The organism is Couchioplanes caeruleus, from assembly GCF_003751945.1.
GTDB classification, from domain to species: domain Bacteria; phylum Actinomycetota; class Actinomycetes; order Mycobacteriales; family Micromonosporaceae; genus Actinoplanes; species Actinoplanes caeruleus.
The window spans coordinates 7,359,930-7,376,989 of sequence record NZ_RJKL01000001.1; the positions used below are offsets into that span (position 1 = coordinate 7,359,930).

General features: G+C 68.3%; 16 protein-coding genes. 9 read left to right on the forward strand and 7 right to left on the reverse strand.

Annotated features, from left to right (window positions below; all coding sequences use genetic code 11):
* Positions 1–37 precede the first annotated feature (37 nt).
* Positions 38–343, reverse strand: coding sequence for a winged helix-turn-helix transcriptional regulator (locus EDD30_RS33220; protein WP_244945488.1), 306 nt, complete (start codon positions 341–343; stop codon positions 38–40).
* A gap of 107 nt (positions 344–450) precedes the next feature.
* Between EDD30_RS33220 and EDD30_RS39515 the strand changes: the two genes are divergently transcribed.
* From EDD30_RS39515 to ctaD, 4 genes are all read left to right on the forward strand, one after another.
* Complete coding sequence (locus tag EDD30_RS39515) at positions 451–591, forward strand: hypothetical protein (RefSeq protein ID WP_170047596.1); 141 nt, start codon at positions 451–453, stop codon at positions 589–591.
* Positions 588–1,481, forward strand: coding sequence for a PhzF family phenazine biosynthesis protein (locus EDD30_RS33225; protein WP_071808396.1), 894 nt, complete (start codon positions 588–590; stop codon positions 1,479–1,481). The genes EDD30_RS39515 and EDD30_RS33225 overlap by 4 nt, the downstream gene beginning before the upstream one ends.
* Positions 1,482–2,108: 627 nt before the next feature.
* Positions 2,109–2,801 (forward strand): CBS domain-containing protein, encoded by a 693-nt coding sequence (locus EDD30_RS33230; protein ID WP_244945489.1) that lies wholly within the window; start codon positions 2,109–2,111, stop codon positions 2,799–2,801.
* A 230-nt stretch (positions 2,802–3,031) separates the two neighbouring features.
* Positions 3,032–4,789 carry an aa3-type cytochrome oxidase subunit I gene (gene ctaD, locus EDD30_RS33235; RefSeq protein WP_071808397.1) on the forward strand — a complete coding sequence of 586 codons (1,758 nt, stop codon included), beginning with the start codon at positions 3,032–3,034 and terminating at the stop codon, positions 4,787–4,789.
* 216 nt (positions 4,790–5,005) lie between these two features.
* On the opposite strand, the gene EDD30_RS33240 is transcribed toward ctaD, so the two are convergent.
* Positions 5,006–5,626 (reverse strand): vitamin K epoxide reductase family protein, encoded by a 621-nt coding sequence (locus EDD30_RS33240; protein ID WP_071808398.1) that lies wholly within the window; start codon positions 5,624–5,626, stop codon positions 5,006–5,008.
* Between the two features lie 382 nt (positions 5,627–6,008).
* On the opposite strand from EDD30_RS33240, the gene EDD30_RS33245 reads away from it, so the two are divergent.
* Complete coding sequence (locus tag EDD30_RS33245; protein ID WP_143162941.1) at positions 6,009–6,413, forward strand: hypothetical protein; 405 nt, start codon at positions 6,009–6,011, stop codon at positions 6,411–6,413.
* A 468-nt stretch (positions 6,414–6,881) separates the two neighbouring features.
* Here EDD30_RS33245 and EDD30_RS33250 read toward each other — a convergent pair whose 3' ends face one another.
* From EDD30_RS33250 to EDD30_RS38540, 4 genes are all read right to left on the reverse strand, one after another.
* On the reverse strand, positions 6,882–7,298 hold the full coding sequence (locus EDD30_RS33250; RefSeq protein WP_211277962.1) for an aromatic ring-opening dioxygenase LigA: 417 nt from the start codon (positions 7,296–7,298) through the stop codon (positions 6,882–6,884).
* Positions 7,299–8,305: 1,007 nt separating this feature from the next.
* Entirely contained in the window at positions 8,306–9,457 is a 1,152-nt protein-coding gene (locus EDD30_RS33255; RefSeq protein ID WP_071808402.1) for a serine hydrolase domain-containing protein, read from the reverse strand.
* Positions 9,458–9,775: 318 nt separating this feature from the next.
* Positions 9,776–10,090 carry an STAS domain-containing protein gene (locus EDD30_RS42195; protein WP_071808403.1) on the reverse strand — a complete coding sequence of 105 codons (315 nt, stop codon included), beginning with the start codon at positions 10,088–10,090 and terminating at the stop codon, positions 9,776–9,778.
* A 101-nt stretch (positions 10,091–10,191) separates the two neighbouring features.
* On the reverse strand, positions 10,192–10,644 hold the full coding sequence (locus EDD30_RS38540) for a DUF6232 family protein (protein WP_143162942.1): 453 nt from the start codon (positions 10,642–10,644) through the stop codon (positions 10,192–10,194).
* 953 nt (positions 10,645–11,597) lie between these two features.
* Here EDD30_RS38540 and EDD30_RS33270 point away from each other — a divergent pair.
* Genes EDD30_RS33270 through EDD30_RS33285 form a run of 4 tightly spaced genes read left to right on the forward strand, consistent with a single transcriptional unit; the run spans position 11,598 to position 13,813 of the window.
* Entirely contained in the window at positions 11,598–11,960 is a 363-nt protein-coding gene (locus EDD30_RS33270; RefSeq protein ID WP_143162943.1) for a hypothetical protein, read from the forward strand.
* Between the two features lie 5 nt (positions 11,961–11,965).
* Entirely contained in the window at positions 11,966–12,688 is a 723-nt protein-coding gene (locus tag EDD30_RS33275; RefSeq protein ID WP_143162944.1) for a hypothetical protein, read from the forward strand.
* Positions 12,685–13,002 carry a hypothetical protein gene (locus tag EDD30_RS41165; protein WP_244945490.1) on the forward strand — a complete coding sequence of 106 codons (318 nt, stop codon included), beginning with the start codon at positions 12,685–12,687 and terminating at the stop codon, positions 13,000–13,002. The genes EDD30_RS33275 and EDD30_RS41165 overlap by 4 nt, the downstream gene beginning before the upstream one ends.
* A gap of 13 nt (positions 13,003–13,015) precedes the next feature.
* Positions 13,016–13,813, forward strand: coding sequence for a hypothetical protein (locus EDD30_RS33285; protein ID WP_071808406.1), 798 nt, complete (start codon positions 13,016–13,018; stop codon positions 13,811–13,813).
* Positions 13,814–13,881: 68 nt separating this feature from the next.
* On the opposite strand, the gene EDD30_RS33290 is transcribed toward EDD30_RS33285, so the two are convergent.
* The gene (locus tag EDD30_RS33290; protein ID WP_071808407.1) at positions 13,882–16,938 is read right to left on the reverse strand and encodes an AfsR/SARP family transcriptional regulator; all 3,057 of its coding nucleotides are present in this window, start codon (positions 16,936–16,938) and stop codon (positions 13,882–13,884) included.
* Positions 16,939–17,060 lie beyond the last annotated feature (122 nt).

Sequence of the window (17,060 nt, forward strand, 5' to 3'; positions counted from 1 at the left end):
GTCGACGCCACCGGCGCTGTCGGTCGGATGCCAGGAATCAGTGTCCCGACGCGGCCCAGGTCCCGGCCCACTGCTCGAGCGGAGCGATGGCCGCGCCCAGTGACCGTCCCACCGGGGTCAGCTCGTAGCGGTCGTCGTCACCGCGGTGGTGCACGAGACCAGCCGCGAGCAGTTCCCTGAGCCGCTGGTACAGCACGCTGCTCGACATACCGTCGCAGCGTTCGCGCAGGTTCCGCGCGCCGACCGGCCCTTCGCCCAGTTCCCACAGGATCCGCAGCGCCCAGCGGCGGCCGAGCAGATCCAACGCGGCCATCAACGGCCGCCCGGTCGTCGAGCCGCGCACCGGACGACCTGGCTGTGGAACGCCTCGCACCGCCACCCGTTGCCGTTTCTGAATCCGTAACGCTACCGTACGTGCCGGCGGTTTCTGAAACAGAACAGGGAGGGCGCATGTCCCGCATGGCCCCACTTCAACCGCCGTACCAGGCGGAGATCGAGCACCAGCTCCAGGCGATCGGCTACGTGGCGCGAGCCGCCCGCATCCGCCTCGAGCCCGGCGCCCCGACCTTCGCCTCGGTCCTCAGGCCATGATCGCCATCGTCAACGTCTGCCTTCGCGAAGGCCGGGGCGGCAGCCCGACAGCCGTCGTCGACGATGCCGCCCCGGCCACACTGACCGATGCCGAGCGCAGCCGGGTGCCGGTCCGTTGCGGCACCTCGCATGCCGTCTTCGTAACCCGGCGGCATCCGCAGAGCGCTCCAGGCGTGTCGACGCCTCACGAAAGCCGCGCCGCGACCGCACCATCCACCGTGGATCTGCGCTTCTTCACCGCCGGGGGAGAGCTGCCCGCATGCGGCCACGGCACGATCGCCGCCATGGCCTTCCTCGCCCGGCAGCGCGGGAGCACCGAGCACGAGTTCAGGCTGTGCGTCTCGGCTCGGACCTTCGCCGGCCGCGCCGTTCTCGACGGCGACACCATCCATGCCGCCTTCGACCCGGGTTCGGTCGCCCTGCGCGAACCCGCCTCAGCCGAGATCGATCCCGTTGTCGCCGCCCTGGGCGTGGGCCCGGACCTGCTGGCCCCCGGCGCCTGCGTCGCCTCACTGGGCCGGGCTCGGATGCTGATCCCGGTCGCCACGCCCGCGGTCGTCGCAGCCCTCGTCCCCGAGTTCGACCGGCTGCGCGCGGCCTGCGACCGGTTCGGACTACTCGGCTGCTATGTCTATTCGGCACCGACGAGCGCCGGCCGCGTCACGGCACGCATGTTCGCCCCCTCGATCGGAGTCCCCGAAGACATCGCCAACGCCAACAGCACCGCCTGCCTCGCCGCTCACCTGGCCGACCGCGGCGTCACCGACCTCCGCGTCGACATGGGCGACGCCCTCGGCAGTCCCGCCACCATCACCGCCTCCACCCGCCGGTGTCCGACCGGCCTGAAGATTCTGGTCGGCGGCGCCGCAACCTTCACCGGTACCCGGTGATCTAGGGCTGTAGCCCCTTGCGCACCTTAGGCCGGCGGTGGTGACGATCGCCGGCCGGACGATTCCCTCCCGCCGCAAGGGGAAGCTGACGGCCAGTGGGGAAGCGGGGCCGACGGGACAGCAGTTCGCGTGCCGTCAGCACCCTGTACTGCGGGGTCGAGGCGCGACCCGTGCCAAGTCCGGCGGCAAGCCGTCGGCCAAAGTCCGCGAAAGCGCGGCGTTCGATGTGCGGCGGGATATCGTGGTCGGTGCGGACAGCTCGCTCGGGCCCCACGGCGGGCACCAGCGCGGCCGCCCGGTATACCAGTGCCGGTCTGCTGAGGCGGCTGATCGTGCGCCGCTGCTGGTCACGGAGGCGTTGCGGTGCTGTGGCCGTTCGCCGGGAATCCTGCGCGGATCGGTGAATGAGCGGTCCGTCCATTGCTCTGTCGTGTGATGGATCCTGCGGAATGCGGGTGGCCCGGCCGTCCCGCAATGACGTGGCCCGGCCGTCCCGCAATGACAACGGCCGGGATCTGTCCGGAGGACTCAGGCCGGCCCCGGGCACTCAGGTCCTGCCGGGTGGGCCTTTCGGCCCTGACCACCGGCCCTGACGCCGCCTAACGTCCGAGGTGAGAAGGAGGTCGCGTGGTGAAGAACTGGCATGTGGACGACGTGATGACGACTGCGGTGGTCACGGTCGCGGAGACGGTGCCGTACCGGACCGTCGTGGACCTGCTCATCAGGAACCGGCTGAGCGCCGTACCGGTGGTCGACGACTTCCAGCGCGTGACCGGTGTGGTCTCCGAGGCCGACCTGCTGCGCAAGATCGAGTACGCCGGTCAGGAGCAGCCGCGGATGTTCGAGGGGCGGCGCCGCCGTGGTGAGCGGCTGAAGGCCAACGCCCTTACCGCCGCCGACCTGATGAGCAGTCCGGCGGTGACCGTGTTGACGGGCACGTCGATCCCCGCCGCTGCACGGCTCATGGACAGGGAACGGGTCAAGCGGCTTCCCGTGACCGACGATCTCGGCCGTCTGGTCGGCATCGTCTCCCGCAGCGACCTGCTCAAGGTGCATCTGCGTCCCGACGACGACATCCACCGTGACGTCCTGCACAATGTCGTGCGCGTGCACATGACCGACGCGCCTGAACAGGTGCAGGCCGACGTGCGCGAGGGCATCGTGACGCTGCACGGCCGCGTCGATCGGTGGTCGACGGCGGACATCGCCGGCCGGCTCACCCACCAGATCGCCGGCGTCGTCGATGTCGTCGACGAGCTGACCTACGACTACGACGACCGCGAGATCCTCGGCACCGGAGTTACCCACGGGGTCGGCTGAGCTGCCATTGCCGCAAGTCGCAGACCGGTTCGGCCGCCCGACCGCCGGCGTGTCCGCAACACCGTCGACGGTCGCACCACTGCCGGCCGCATGCGTGTGCACACGCGCACGGAGTACGGCGCCGCCCGACAGGATGTCTGAATGGCCGGAAATCCAGCGATTCGCTCCGTTAGAAGCCTATAACAAGGGGTAGACGCCTGTTTCTGAGATGCGGCAGCCGAGGAGCCACCATGACCACCGTCTCACCGCGTCCTGTACGCACTCGGCCGCATCCGGTGCGCCGGCAGGTGAAAGGTTCGGCGCTCGCGCGGATCCTGCGCACGACGGACGCGAAACAGATCGGGATCATGTACATGGTCACGTCGATCGTGTTCTATGTGATCGGTGGTTTCCTGGCGTTGCTGATGCGGGCGGAGCTGGCCCGGCCGGGCATGCAGGTCCTGTCGCCCGAGCAGTTCAACCAGATGTTCACGATGCACGGCACGATCATGCTGCTGTTCTTCGCGACGCCGATCGTGTTCGCCTTCGCGAACTACGTGATCCCGATCCAGATCGGTGCCCCCGACGTGGCGTTCCCGCGGCTCAACGCCTTCGCCTACTGGCTCTACCTGTTCGGCAGCCTGATGGCCATGAGCGGATTTCTCACCCCCGGTGGCGCCGCCGACTTCGGCTGGTTCGCGTACACGCCGCTCAGCGACGACCTGCACTCGCCGGGCGTCGGCGGCAACATGTGGGTGGTCGGCCTGGCCGTCGGCGGTCTGGGCACCATCCTGGGCGCCGTCAACATGATCACGACGATCATCACGCTGCGGGCGCCGGGCATGACCATGTTCCGGATGCCGATCTTCACGTGGAACATCCTGGTCACCAGCCTGCTGGTGATCATGATCTTCCCGTTCCTGGCCGCCGCCCTCTTCGCGCTCGCCGCGGACCGCGTTTTGGGCGCCCACGTCTTCGACATCGACACCGGCGGCCCGATGTTGTGGCAGCACCTCTTCTGGTTCTTCGGCCACCCCGAGGTGTACGTGATCGCGCTGCCGTTCTTCGGCATCATCACCGAGGTCATCCCGGTCTTCAGCCGCAAGCCGGTCTTCGGCTACAAGGGCCTGGTCGGCGCGACCCTGCTGATCGCAGCCCTGTCGATGAGCGTGTGGGCGCACCACATGTTCGCCACCGGCCAGGTGCTGCTGCCGTTCTTCAGCCTGCTGAGCTTCATGATCGCCGTACCGACCGGCATGAAGTTCTTCGTCTGGATCGGCACGATGTGGCGCGGCCAGATCAGCTTCGAGTCGCCGATGCTGTTCGCGGTCGGCTTCATGGTCACCTTCCTGTTCGGTGGCCTCTCCGGCGTACTCCTCGCCTCCCCGCCGATCGACTTCCACGTGTCGGACTCGTACTTCGTCATCGCGCACTTCCACTACGTGCTCTTCGGCACGATCGTGTTCGCGGTGTTCTCCGGCATCTACTTCTGGTTCCCGAAGATGTTCGGCCGGATGCTCGACGACCGGCTCGGAAAGATCCACTTCTGGCTGACGTTCCTGGGCTTCCACACCACGTTCCTGGTGCAGCACTGGCTCGGTACCGAGGGCATGCCGCGCCGCTACGCCGACTACCAGCCCGACGACGGCTTCACCACGCTGAACACCATCTCCACCATCGGATCCTTCGTCCTGGGCGTGGCCACGCTGCCGTTCCTCTACAACGTCTGGAAGTCGTACAAGGCCGGCCAGCTCGTCACGGTGGACGACCCGTGGGGCCACGGCAACTCGCTGGAGTGGGCGACCTCGTCGCCGCCGCCGTTGCGCAACTTCGACCGCATGCCGCGGATCCGCTCGGAGCGCCCGGCGTTCGACGCCAAGTACCCCGAACTCGCCGCGGGCGGGCAGTCCTTGGCCGGCCCGCCGGAGGGTGGCGCGCGCCCCTTGACGACCGAGTCGGATGGCGGCGCCACCTACTCGGAGGACGTGAGCACGGACCGCGACCGTTGACGCGGCAGTCGCGTGTCCGGCCGGATTGGCTTCGCCGCGCGATGCCGTCAAGGGCTTCTGCCGCGCAAGGTCAAGTCCGGCTGTCCGGCTATGCTCCGGCCGTCCATCAGCAACCTGGCGCTGCGTCGCAGGGTTTCTGATGGACGAACATCGCCACTGGCTCGCTTCGAGTCGCAGGTGCAACCCGCGGCGACGGAGGGCGAAACTGTGAGCGGTCTAGCCGAGAAGCAGGTCGCCGTACTTGACCACGATCGCCAGTGTCAGGATCAGCAGCCAGATGACCACGATGAGCAGGTCGAGGTTGGCTTGCACTCCTCGGACGAGAGCGTTTTGTAGCCGGGTCGGCAGAAACAGGTTGTCGTCACGGATGTTGACGTGGGTCAGGGTGGCGAACACCAGGGTCGTGGATACGGTGACGAGCAGGCACCACGGGCACAGTGCGCCGATGTGGAACATCGACTGGTAGAACAGCCAGTACGCGAAGCCGAACCCGATGGCGTAGACGACCTGCGCGGCGAACATGAACCAGCGGGGGAACCGAACGCCGCCCAGGCAGGCCACCGCGATGGTGATCACGACCGGTTCGGCGATCAGGCCGAGGAACGCGTTGGGGAAGCCGAGTAGCTGCGACTGCCAGGCGGCGGCGACCGTGCCGCAGATGATCACCTGGTTGATGTTGCAGGACAGCTCCGCCGTCGGGTCGGCGGCGAGTTTGACCGCGTCGACTGCCAGCACGAAAGAGGCGATCAGGCTCAGCACCGAGGAGAACAGCATGGTGCCGAAGATCCAGGCGTTGGCGTGCCGGATGCGGTGCAGCGTGGTGAGGAGCGCGGCCACTATGCGCCGCTCTTGGCCGCGGCGTCGATGGCCTGGGTCAACGGGCCTACCTGGTACACGTTGCCCTCGAACACTGTGCCGTTGATCTTCACCGGTTGGTGCTCTCAGCATGTCCTCTCTTATTTCAGACAGACAGGGTCGTTGGTCCTGTACGGGCCCGCCATACGGCAAGGGTCGAATGGGGCGATGTCAGCCAGGCGGCGCAACCTTCGTCGACCGCCTACTCCGCCGCCGCTCCGAGGACGCCGCTGTCGCCGAGGAATCACCCGCGCGCTGGTCCTGTCGATTCCCTGAGACGGAGTTAGGTCGGGCCTACGCTGGGTTTCAGCCTCGGATGGCGTGGACAGCGGAGACAGGCCGGAGGTGGGCGATGTGCGGGTCGGTGTCGGCGATCGGTCTCGAGGAGCATGAGCGCCGCCTGTGGCCGCAACTGCGGGAGCGGTTACGCGAACCCGGGCACATGATGGCCCTGATGCGTGGCGCGCTTGGCGGTGACGTCGAGGTCGCCGCGGTGGTCGCGGTGACCCCACAGGGCAGGGTCAGGCCGCTGGCGGTCCTGGCCACCCCGCAGGAGATCGTCCAGGAGATCCGCCTAGTCGACGACCTGCGGGACAGCGACGGCGCCGGCCAGGACGGGCCGCGACGGGCCAAGATCGGCGACTACGACGTGGAGATCCTGCTCGACGAGGGGGTCGACGGCCCGCCGCGACCACTGGCGATCCTCGCCAACCCGTGGATCGACCAGCACCTCCTGCTGTTCGCCCGCACCCTCTGGCGCAGACGCTGACAACGTCGAACAGGTACGGGCGTTCGGCGGAGGCTCTTCTCGCCCCGAAGATTCCGCGTCCGGCGGGGCGTTCGGGGCGCTTGGCCGCGCGTTTCGACCTTCTCCGGCTCGGTCCGCCGACCATCGGCAACGTCTGCTACCAGGCACATGGAGATCTATGGCTGGCAGGAACCGCGCTGCAACACCCAAGATCGCCGGCTCCACCGATCAGGGCCTTTCAGGATCCCTCAATGTCGCTGTCATTTCTGGGGCGGGAAAAGGAACCCGTGCGCCGCAGGATCGCATCGATGAGTCCGGCGAGGCCCGGCCCCCTCAGCCGGGCAGAGTACGGGTGGGGCGCCTCACCTGTCAGCGCTGACCATGGACCCGGCGCCGGAGCCGGGCTCCGCGCGCGGTGGGCCACGCGTGTTCGCGGAGGGGTAGCCGGTCGAACGTTGCGGTCCATGGCGTGGTGGTGATGTCCTGTCGTCAGGCTGCGCCGGGTGCGGCCCCGGATGCCGGCGTCAGGTGCTTGCCGACGAGCAGGAGCGCGTAACCGATCAGCGCCACCAGCACACCGAGACCCGTGGCCATCGCGGCGACGCCGAACGACACGACCGAGGTGAACAGCGACGACCGCAGGAACGATCCGGTCATCACGACTTCCCTCTTGGGGTCCTCCTTCGCCAGCTCGGCGTAGGTCTTACCACCACTGGCGGCGAGCGCGTGCTTCTCGATGACCTTTGCCTCGGCATACGCGGTCAACGGGCCATCGATCTTATTACCGGCGAAGCTGTCGGCGTCCGCAGAGACGGTGATCTTCTCATCGGCGAGCTGGCTCGACACGGTGAACCAGGTAGCGGCTCCGGCGATCACCATGAGAATTCCCGCGGCGATGATCAGCATTCCGAAGCTGCGGATCAGCCCGGCGGGAGACTTCCTGCTGGTAGCGGTTAACGACACGATCGATCCTTCCAGTCCCTGCCCACCGACTGCGGGCTGCCCACGGTTGGATCGCGTCTACCCCTTGCCGGAAGAATCATGCTTTGTACCATCGGACGTTTTTGCGCTGTCGGTCCGCAGGAAGCCTCGTGTGGGGTATCCGCTGACGGCCCTTGGACGGGTAACCAGGCGATGATCACTGCGGCGGTGGGCGTAGCGCCGCGCAGCCGGAGATCCGGCCGTCAGCGCAAGCCCGCCAGTACGGTCACAAGTCCATGCGATGGCTTACTGCGCGCTGACGAATGTCGCCATCCCGAGCCCGCGCTGACGATTCCGGCGATCCAGCCCCCTGCTCGGTATCTCCCGCCCGGACCCGCCCAAGTCGGTGATGCTTCGGCGCGCCATGAAAGTGGCGGCATGGACGATGCCCGGTGACCGCATCGCGGCTGGTAGGTCGGCCTCCACGCGGGAGGGCACCCGCCTGCGTCGGCCGGGCAGAAGTGTCGGCCTGACGGTGACCCTAGGCACGCCAGCGTGCCACTGAAGCGAACGGCCACCTCGTGTCAGCGACGACTGATCAACTGGACCGGCCAGAGATCGTGTGAGGAACAGTTGGATCTCGACCGACAGGGCCGGGGAGTGGGTGCGGCAGCCGAGTGCAGCAACCGACCGGACCAGGTGAGCCGCAAAGCACCATCAGCGGTCGCCTAGCCTCGCGAAGCGCTCGAAGAGGCCGAGTTGCGATGCGCGCGGGGGGTCTGGTCATTCAAGTCCGGCACAGTCCAGTCGTTCGTCGATGTAGTCGTCGACTCTGCGGTGTGGATCGGGTTCCTCGGTCCGTGCGTTGTCGTCGGTGGTACAGCTCATCGACAGGCAGTGTGCCGTATCCGTCGGGACTCTAGCTTGACGTCGTGGCTGTCAGGAGGCTCCGGCCGGTGTACGTCAACCTCCCGTTCATTCCTTGATGGTCCTCAGCCGCAGATCAGGTCGTCGAGCAGTGTCAGCTCCCGCTGTATGACCGCTTCTGCCCGGTCCGGGTCGGCCAGCTCGGTGGCCAGGTACAAGACCGTCGAGCGGCGCCCGTCCGCGGTGACCGCGGCGAGGGTGCTCATTCCGGGCATGGAGCCGACGTGCGCCCAGGAGCCGCCGCACCGGTTGGGTATCCACATGATCCCCAGTCCGTAGCGGATGCCCGGCCGAATTCCCTGGAATCCATCGGCCAGTACAGTCTGGTGCAGCTCGGCCATCTGTCCGGGCCGCAATAGCCGGCCGCGCGCCACCGCCTGCCAGAAGCGGGCCAGGTCGGTGGTGGTGCTGACCAGGCCGCCGGCCGAGGCCGTCACGGTCGGATTGAAGACGGTCGTGTCGACCAGCGGCCCGCCCGCAGCGAACTGCCGGTATCCCTTGGCGTGCGGCCGGGGCAAGGTCGGCCGGTCGCCGGGGTAGAACGTACGGGTCAGGTGCAGCGGGACGAGGATCCGGGAGCGCACCTCGGTGTGCCACGAATGTCCGGTGACTCGTTCGATGAGCATGCCGGCCACGAGGTAGTTGGTGTTCGAGTAGCTCCAGCGCGTGCCGGCGGCGAACAGCGGCGGGTGCCGCATCGCGATCGCCACCAGATGCGCCTCGGTGTAATGGTCGAAGCGGTGCACCAGGAACTCGTCGGCCGACTTGAGCGCGTCGAGGTCGTTGGTGGGGTCGTAGAGGCCGCTGGTGTGCTGCAGGACCTGGCGTACGGTGACGTGCCGGCCGTCGTTGCCGTTGGCGTTGAGGACACCGGGCAGCCAGCGTTCGATCGGGTCGTCCAGCCGGATCCGGCCCTCACCGACGAGCTGGAGCAGCACCACCGACACGAACGTCTTCGTGGTGCTGCCGATCCGGAAGTAGCCGTCGACCGGCATCGGCGCGCCGGTGTCCAGGTCGGCCACACCGCTGCGGGCTGCGGTCACCCGCCCCCCGTCGTGGACCAGGCCCTGCGTGCCGGATGCGCCGAGGTGGTGCAGATCGTCGAGCCCGTGCCGTAGCACCGCTGTCGTGGACCGGCGATCCGGGGGCGGCGAGGCCGACCCGGCCCCTGCGCCGACCGCCGTGGCCAGCACCGCGCCAACCGTCGCGGCCGCCACGACTCTCCGCCACCTCTCGGCCCTTCGGACTGCGGAATGTGCGCTCACATCGAGGCTCCTTTCGGGAACATATCTGTCCCCGACCGTACGAAGAATCTCGATGTCCGCACCAGCCGGAAAACCCGGAACCCGACTTGGGGGTCAGCCCCCATGCCGGACCGCCAACCGTCAAACAGCACCGCGGTGAAGTGTGGGAAGGAAGCCGCGATGCCGGGATGCTCGAGTCGGCGGCATCGCTCCGGTCGGATGGATGGCCACGGTGAGCGGATGGCGCCGGGCCGCCCTACCCCGACCACCCATGTCACGGTGCCGCACCGTCTACAACATACCTTTCAAGCGCTCACCAAGAAGAAGCCCCGACAGTCCACAGGCCCATATGGATTTGCGTACGGCAGGCGAAGCATCGACTATTGTTACTCGAATCCCCGCGATGTTCGCCAACTGATGGCACGCAACAAGGGATCGCAACGCCGAGGAATCTATGCTGTCGATCCCACTCAGGTCCAGATCTATACGCGCCGGTGTGGAGGTGGATATCATCTTGATGATAATGTCCCGGGCGTCGCCGGCGCGTGCCTCGTCGAGGTTGCCGATGAGCGCGATGCGGACGACTGAACGTGCGTCACTCCCCATTGGTGGATCCCGTCCATGTGAAACAATAGTCGGCAGCCGGATACTGAAGCGGATGTACCGCGTGCACAGGTGCCGTGGTTTCTGCGGCTGCCGCGGCGGCCTCAGTTTTCGGATCGAAACTCGCCGGAAGCAATCGACGCACTTTCCCTGCGTAACCTGCAGGATTCGATGGCTCGCATCAATGCTCGGGAAACCTGACCGAAGACTCGAGGATCAGTGGTGGAAAACAGTACCGCAACGCTTCCGCGATATTCTGCCCACAGCTCCATTCTCGGCACGTACAGCCGGCGGAAAGCGAGAATTGCGGCGAGTATCGTCGCTCCGGCGGAGAGAAACGGATTTTGTAGCACCGAGCCGGCCGAAACGCCGAACGTCATCAACGCCACGATCGCGTAAATCGTACCGGGTGACGCCCGGCCAGGCCTCAGGCGTCGAACCATACCGATCTTTCCAATATGCTTGATGGGATAGCGCGCAACGCCGGTTCCAAGCTTGATGAACGCCTGATCGGTGATGATCGTTTCTCGGCCGTAGAAATAGAAGATCGTTCTCATGCCGCCTCCATTCTCGTGCGACCCGTCGTAGCGTTCCCTCGTGCGCTCGGTTATCGAAAGGAGGCCTTGTCTCACTTCGACAGGAGAACAAGGCGCTGCATCGTTAGAAGGGTAAAGGAGTGTATGTCCCGCGCCATGTCGGACGCGGGTACACCTCGTTTACCCAAATTGTTGCGCACGGCAGAAGGGAAGGAACGCACATTGCCGGCCACCGTCCGATCCTCCGAGGAGACGTCGGCAACCGAACCGGCGAGCCATCGACTCCGGGATCGACACCAGAATCGCAGGAAACTCCGCGCCGTTCTTCTACCGAGCGACCTGATCACCTCTACCGATCGGGAGAGGGGACGTTTGGCAGGTCGGCTTCTCTGCGACCGTTGCCCCGTCCAGGCGGCGATCTCCACCGTGGCGGCGGCGGGTGGCTACGACACGTTCCGTCGGTCGCCGGGTCGCCGGGTCGGCGGGTCGCCGGGTCGGCGCTCGCGGTCGGGAGATCGGGGGAGGCCGGCAACGCGGACTCGGCTATTGCGACAGTTGCGATATCTGACGGTGCTGGCAGCTCAGATCACGCTGCTCAGGCTCAGTCGACGCCAGAAAACGGCCCGGCTGCTGACCGCGGCTAGCGGCGATCCCCTGACCGCCCCGCTGCCCCCGCCCGGCTCGCTCAGCTCTACCAGCGCGCAGCCTCGCAATGCGTACAAATCCGATGACTTCTCGTGGCCGGGATCTTCGTCAACCATGCATACGAACAGGCACGTTTCCGCCACGCCGTGCGATACCTGCGTACACGGGCCGACCTCCGCCCTACCGATGGCGACGAGGCACCCCACCGCCACCGTTCCAGCTCACCGGGTTGCTGAGTTCGGCTCGATCTTGAAAGGGTGGCTGCTCGAGTAGCGGGGGTGGATATGGCCGCATCGTCGACAGGCGCCAGGCAGAGGGGCGGATTGGCGTTGCTGATCTGGCTTGCTGGCCCGCTGTTCGAGTTGGCCGGCGTCTTGTTGATCTACGCGGGCATGCCGGACGTTGTAGAGGACGTGGGATTCAGCAGTCCAGTCACTCAGGTCATGGTGCTCGCTGTTCTAGTGGTCACGGTCGGAGGTGCACTACTCGCCTGGCGCGGGGTAACCGGCACTGCTCGCTGGGTAGTTGCCGCTGCTCTGTTTGTTGCAGCGGGGCTGACCGCCGCGCTCGGGCTCGCCTTCATCACGGGAGGCATCCTCGCCGTCTTCACGATCTTGATGTTGCACTCGGCCCTGTCGATCGCCTTCGTCGGCCGTGCGGTGCTGCGCTCCTCCGCCAGCGAAGGACGGTGATCGTGATGGGCGACGACATGATGGCCCGACTGGTCGAGTTACAGGCCAAGGTCACCCAGTTCGGTGAGCTCGCCGCGCAGCTTGCCTCGGCCATCCCGAAGCAAACCGAGGGTTCTGACGCCACCGGATCTGTGCTGGTCGTGCTCGGCAGCGATGGGCTACCCGACAGCGTCACGGTCCGCAACGGCTGGCACCAGCGCCTCCAGGCTGCGGACCTCGGCGCGGCCATCATGCAGGCCAACGGCGATGCCGTTCGTCGAGGCATGACGGAATGGACGAATCACCTCGACGACACCCGCCGGTGGCAGCAGCAGAAGACCCTTGACGAGGACCGGCCGCGGGTCGACCCCAGCGACTCAGGCCTACCGCCGGCTGGCGTTGCCCGGGAATCCAGCGAGCTCACCGAAGGCGTCCTCGAGGCGCTGCACAAGGTGCAACAACCTGCACCAGCAGTCCCACATGCGGTCGAGGGGACCGACCCCGGCTCCCAGGTAACGGTGACGCTCGGCGCGGCGGGTCCGCTGAGCTGTGCCATCGACGCTGACTGGGCCGCGACTCGCGACGGGGAATCCATCTCCTCGGCCGTCAACACGGCATTGCGTGCCGCCAGAGACGCCATGCCGGCGCGGCACGCCCCGGGTGCTGACCTGGACGGGCTGCTCGGTGACGCCCTGGCGACCTTGCAGGCAGTCACCCGTCCCCGGCCCGCGACAGGAGAGAACCCGTGAGTGATCCGCCCAGTGCTGCCGAGGTCACCGTCGCCACGGCTGTCCTCCGTAAAGAGTCCGGGGTGTGGGACGACCAGGGCGGGCGACTGTCCGCGCTGAGCACCAAGGTCGAGGCGATGGAGTTCGGCCGCCTGGAGGCCGGCCTGTTCCAGCTCATGGTCGGCCCGTACAACGACGTCATCCGAGCCGTAACAGCCCGGGCCCGGGAGGGCGCCGCGGCGATGACCTCGATCGGGCAGACACTGATCTCGGTGGCGGACACCTACGACGCCGAAGACAAGGCGAACGAACACCGCATCCGCGACGTCTACTAACGGGGACCCGATCGTGAGTTTCAGCCCGGCCCAATTCGAGGCGACCCTGCGCGACATCGAGTCGGGCATGGCCACCTTCTCCGCCAACCTCGGCAAGATTCCGGCAGCGGCGCAGAAGGCCACCGACCAGTGGTTCATCACCGATGCCGCCGCCGAGGCGATCACGTGGCTGGCGACCAGGACCGTGGAGATCGGCCAGGACATCCTCAACTGGTTCATCGACCTGCTCAAGGGCGCCGTCGCACCGATCTACATGGCCATGGACTCCTGGCAGTGGATGAACATCCGCGGCGAGGTCAACGAGATCAGCGCGAACCTGACCCACCAGAACCTCTCGATCGACGAATCGGACTGGTCCGGCAAAGCCCGCGACGCGTACGGCACCGCGGTCGGCGCGCAGTCCGCAGCAGCGGCACGAGTCGGCGCCATCGCGACGAGCACCTCCATCAACCTGCTCGCCTGTGCGGTCGCCGGCGCCGCCTTCTACGTTGTCCTCGCCGGCGTCCTGGTCAAGCTGATCGCCGCCACGGTCACCATCATCGCCGCCTACGCCTCGGCGGCTTTCTCCTGGGCGGGGGCCGCGCTGATGCTGGAGGAAGCCGGCGTCAACACCGCGGTCATCATGACGGCGCTAGGTACCCTCACGACGTTCCTCGGCGCCCAAACCACCGCCATGATCATGCTGCACGGCGACGCCGTCGACCCGGCCAGCTTCCCGAACGGCGTCTGGCCCATGGCCAACAGCAGCCAGTACAGCGACGCCACCGTCAAGGACGGCGACGCCGACTGGTCGCTGATGAAGAAGGACTGACGCTCCGCGCGGCCGGGTGGTTGTTCCGCCTACGACGGCAGCCCGTCGCGCCGGGAGCACCGGTGCCGTCACGGCTGCACGTCCTCGATACCGGCGAGGAGCCGGCGGGCGCTGCGTTGCAGCAGGGCGTATCCGTCTTCCCGGGCGCAGGTCTCGGCCTGCTCACCCAACAGCCGCGCCTGCCGCAGATCGCCCAGCCGTCGCAGCGCGGTCGCCAGCCCGATGACAGCGGTCAGCTCCAGCCCGCGGGCCTGGGTCTCCCGGGCCCGAAGAAGTGCGCCCTCGTGGTGGTCGCGGGCGGCCTGCAGGCCCCCGAGACCGAGATGGGCGGTGCCCAGGGTGGTCAGGGCGTCCGCCTCGTAGCGGTGGTTGGCGGTGCTGCGGGCCAGCGTGAGGGCCTGCTCGGCGAGGTCGCGTGCGAGGAGGTGACGTCCGGCGTCGTGGTGCACCTCGGCGATGCGGCACAGCGTGCGTGGTTCGCTCTCGCGGTCGCCGGTCTGCCGGTTGAGCCGCAGCGCCTCGTCGAGGTGGCGCAGGCTCTCGTCGGTGCGGCCCAGTGCGTGACAGACGTGCCCGAGATCGGTCAGCGCATCGGCTTCGCCGGTGGGGGCGTCCGCCGCACGGTAGAGCACCAACGCCTGACGGTGGTACTCGGCCGCCCGCTCAAGCCGGCCCATCTGGTGCTGCAGGGCGCCGAGGTTGCCCAGCAGGATGGCCCGGCGCCCGGGCGGCACCCCCATCTCGTCGGCTAGCGCCAGCGCCTCGGCGTACCGGTCGGCGGCCAGCCGCAGCCGGCCCGCCTCCTCGTGGACCAGGCCGAGATTGCCCAGTGCGGCGGCCTGCCCGTCGTGCCAGCCGGCCCGGCGGCTCAACTCCAGAGCCTGCATGTACGGCTCGAGCGCCGCCCGTTGCCGCCCCCATCTGTAGTGCGCGGTGCCCAGGCTCAATTGGGCGGCGGCCTGCCCGAGCAGGCTGTCCTCGGCCGCGGCGGCGGCGAGGCCGGCGTGCGCCACGGTCAGCCACTCGGTCGGATACATGCGCAGCCAGAAGTAGCCGCGCAGTGCATCGGCGAGCAACCAGGAATACGGTCGTGGTCCGTGCGTGGCGGCGTGCTCGACGGCGGCCACCAGGTTCGTCCGCTCGCTGTCGAGCCACTCCAGCGCCGCGGTGTCGTCCGCGAACGACAGCACGTCCTCCCGGACCGGCATCGGTATGCGCAGCCGCTGCGGGTACAGCCGACGGGCGGCCGCGTCGGCATTGCGCAGGTACTGTGCGTACAACTGCTCGGTGGCCGCCGTGCGCTCGGTCTCGGTCTCCTCGCGCCGCACGCACTCGGCGGCGTACACGCGCAGCAGGTCGTGCAGGCCGTATCGGCCGGGCCTGCGCTGTTCCACCAGGTGCGCGGTGGCGAGCACGTCGAGCAGCCGCGCCGCGGTGCCCTCGGAGACACCGGCCAGCCGGGCGGCCGTCGGCGCCGTCACGTCGCTGCCGGGTACGAGGCAGAGCAGCCGGAACAGCCGGCGCGCCGACCCGTCGAGTTCCAGGTAGGACACGTCGAATGCGGCCCGCACGGCGGTCTGGTCGTCTCCGATGACGCCGAGGGCGCTCAGCCGGTCGCCGTCGCGGAGTTCCCGCACCAGGTATCCGATACTGCGGTCCGGGGAGTCGGCCAGGTTGGCGGCGGCGATCCGTACGGCCAGCGGCAGGTGACCGCAGAGCCGGCCCAGCTCGGCGGCGGCGTCCGCTTCGGCCTGGACCCGCCGCGCGCCCAGCAGGTACGTCAGCAGCGCACGCGTCTCCGCCGGTCCCAGCATCCGCACGGCGAGCCGGCGGGCGCCGTCGCGGGCAACCAGTCCATTGAGGCGGTGCCGGCTGGTGACCAGCACCATGCACCCGGGCTCGGCGGGCAGCAGCGGGCGGACCTGCTCGCTGGTCCGCGCGTCGTCGAGCACCACGAGGAAGCGCTTGCCGCTGAGCAGGCTGCGGTAGGCGGCGGCCGCCTCGTCGGTGTCGTCCGGCACCTGAGCGCCGGGCATGCCCAGGGCGCGCAGGAACCGGGCGAGGACCTCGAGCGGGCGTACCGGCGGTCCCGGTGCGTACCCCCGCAGGTTGACGAACAACTGGCCGTCGGGGAATCGATCCCGCCGCATGTGTGCCCAGTGCACGGCCAGCGCCGTCTTGCCCACTCCCGCGGTGCCGGCGACGACGACCACGCTGACTCCGGTACCGGTACCGGTACGGCCGGGCGCGGCTAGGTCGTCCAGGTGGTGTAGCAGCTCATGACGGCCGGTGAAGCCGGCCACGTCCGACGGCAACTGTGCCGGGAGACCGCTCGGGGCGGGAGCCACCGGCACCGGAGCGCCGGCGACCGTGGCCGCAGGGCGCGGAGAGTCGAGGGCCGGATCGGCGGTGAGCACCGCCTGTTCCAGGCGGCGCAGCTCCTTGCCCGGCTCGAGGCCGAGCTCGGCGGCCAGAATCTCGCGGGTGTCGCGGTAGACCTGCAGCGCCTCGCCCTGGCGGCCGCAGCGGTAGAGGGCGAGCATGAGTTGCGCCCGCCAGCCTTCGTGCAGCGGGTCCTCGGCCACCAGCTCGGACAGCTCGGCGACGACTTCGCCGTGACGACCCAGGGCGAGATCGGCGTCGATCCGCGCCCGTACAGCCGCCCGCCGGCGTTCCTGCCACCGCACGCCTTCGCGCCGTAGCGGCTCCACGTCGTCCAGGCCGGCGAATGCGGGCCCTCGCCACAGCGTCAGCGCCTGCCGCAGCAGACCGGAACCCGCCGCGGTGTCGCCGGCGGCGAGCGCGGACCGGCCCTGCTCGGCCAGGGTGGCGAAGCGGTCGCAGTCGCGCTCCCCGGGATGGACTACCAGCAGGTAGCCGGAGGAGCGGCGCAGGATGCGCTGCGGGCCCACCACCCGACGGAGCTGGTGCACGTACTGCCGGACGTTCTGCGGTGCGCTGCGCGGAGGCGCGGTCCACAGTGTGTCGACGAGCTCGTCGACGGTGATGGCCGCACCGGAGCGGCTGGCCAGCACGGCGAGCACGGCCTGGGCCTTCGTGGCGGGAAGCTGTCGGACGCCGCCGTCGCCGACCACCTCGAACGGTCCGAGCAGGTTGAACTGCATGCCTCGCCCTTACTGCCCGGCCCGTGGGCCAGCGGGTGCACTGCGTTACCGGCTGACGATATACGCCGGATATGCCCGCGCTGAACACCACAGATCCATGCTCAATGTCACAGCCGGTGCGT

Excerpts from the sequence above, each read along its gene's own strand:
- EDD30_RS33225 (WP_071808396.1), top strand. The coding sequence starts at position 588 with ATGATCGCCATCGTCAACGTCTGCCTTCGCGAAGGCCGGGGCGGCAGC.
- EDD30_RS33275 (WP_143162944.1), top strand. The coding sequence starts at position 11,966 with ATGGGCGACGACATGATGGCCCGACTGGTCGAGTTACAGGCCAAGGTC.
- EDD30_RS38540 (WP_143162942.1), bottom strand. The coding sequence starts at position 10,644 with ATGAGAACGATCTTCTATTTCTACGGCCGAGAAACGATCATCACCGAT.
- EDD30_RS42195 (WP_071808403.1), bottom strand. The coding sequence starts at position 10,090 with ATGGGGAGTGACGCACGTTCAGTCGTCCGCATCGCGCTCATCGGCAAC.
- EDD30_RS33290 (WP_071808407.1), bottom strand. The coding sequence starts at position 16,938 with ATGCAGTTCAACCTGCTCGGACCGTTCGAGGTGGTCGGCGACGGCGGC.
- ctaD (WP_071808397.1), top strand. The coding sequence starts at position 3,032 with ATGACCACCGTCTCACCGCGTCCTGTACGCACTCGGCCGCATCCGGTG.
- EDD30_RS39515 (WP_170047596.1), top strand. The coding sequence starts at position 451 with ATGTCCCGCATGGCCCCACTTCAACCGCCGTACCAGGCGGAGATCGAG.
- EDD30_RS33250 (WP_211277962.1), bottom strand. The coding sequence starts at position 7,298 with ATGCTGATCATCGCCGCGGGAATTCTCATGGTGATCGCCGGAGCCGCT.